The following is a 1256-nucleotide window of genomic DNA, read 5'->3' as shown; positions in this document are numbered from 1 at the left end:
AACGAGAACTGAACAAATTCACCGAAGAACGGGCCGATAGTTGCGGATACGAGGTAATTGATAGCTGACTGGATTTGTTGACCGAAAAATATTCCAGATAAGAATATTATGATCCCTCCTCCAACCTTTGCCCATCCCGGAAGCCAGCTATACCATTCGTATATCCAGTTCACGCCATGTAGGATCTTCCTGACGACTGCAACAAAAAGGACGTAAGGATCGCGAAGTGGGACCGAGAAGCTCCGCTCTGTTTCGGGATCAGCTGATTGATCTTGTTGATCAGTGTCGTTAGAATCAGCCGATCCAGTCATCTTGTGCTACAATAATATGTGGGGATAATTATAACTTCACACTGAATTCGTGCATCCAAATTCAAATATTCAGGAGTATTTCTGCCTCCTGCTCCGTTGCAGAGTTCACCGATAAGAGTGGACGGGCCGTAGAGAACCACCGTTCAACCACTCTCGACGCTCAGTGACACAGCTGACATCCTGGCGGACTCAGAAAGGGCGAGGCCGTCTCGGTCGTCCCCCGACCCCGCAAGCACCGCAGGCACGAGGAGCGCAGCGGGGTTCCCGTGAGCGGAGTTCCCGCGAGTGTAGCGAGCGGGAGCACGGAAGACGAGCGAAGCGAGTCTTCAGGAGCGAACGGGAGCAAGCGAGACGCAGTCTCGCGTGGTCGCGGGATGCCGAGCGGCCGAGGGCTTTCTATTCGTTCTCGGCCACCGCTAACCGTCTCGACGGAAGCATTATCCTGCACCGTCACGAACGACATAGTATGCACCACACACCGCCGGTGCAACAGGTGAACGTGCGGACGATGAGCGCTTGCTCTGTTCTTTCGTAGTTGGTAGCGGCGCCGGCGGGTGTATCGCCTTCTCATCGAGCAGCGACGCCGCTTTCACCGAGACAAATGCAGACCACCGAGTACGAACTCCGCGATCGAATCGACCAGCTCACAAACTACCGTGGCGAGGGCACCGAGCTCATCACCGTGGCCGTCCCGCCAGACAAATCACTCCATGCGGTCCGTGAGCGCATCGACCGAGAATATGCACAGGCTGCGAACATCAAATCCGATCAGACACGAACGCACGTCCAGGACGCTCTCGGACGCATCCGACGCCTCCTCCAAGCGTACAAAGAGACACCACCAAGCGGCCTCGTCATCTACGCAGGTGTCGTCGACGGTGAGCTGCAGGACGCCGTCTTCGACGATCTCGACGTCCCCGTCGACGTCTCACTGTACCGCTGTGC

The 1256-nt window shown here is 56.3% G+C and carries 1 protein-coding gene and 1 pseudogene; one reads left to right on the top strand and one right to left on the bottom strand.

Annotated elements, in window-relative coordinates; translation table 11 throughout:
* On the bottom strand, nucleotides 1-311 hold a 311-nt coding region (locus QT222_RS00965; RefSeq protein ID WP_491476007.1), incomplete at its 3' end, for a hypothetical protein.
* A 601-nt stretch (nucleotides 312-912) separates the two neighbouring features.
* On the opposite strand from QT222_RS00965, the pseudogene QT222_RS00960 reads away from it, so the two are divergent.
* Nucleotides 913-1256 (top strand): annotated as a pseudogene (locus tag QT222_RS00960) (peptide chain release factor aRF-1); the annotation flags it as partial.

The organism is Haloferax sp. s1 (assembly GCF_058382125.1).
This window is presented reverse-complemented; position numbering and strand designations above follow the sequence as displayed.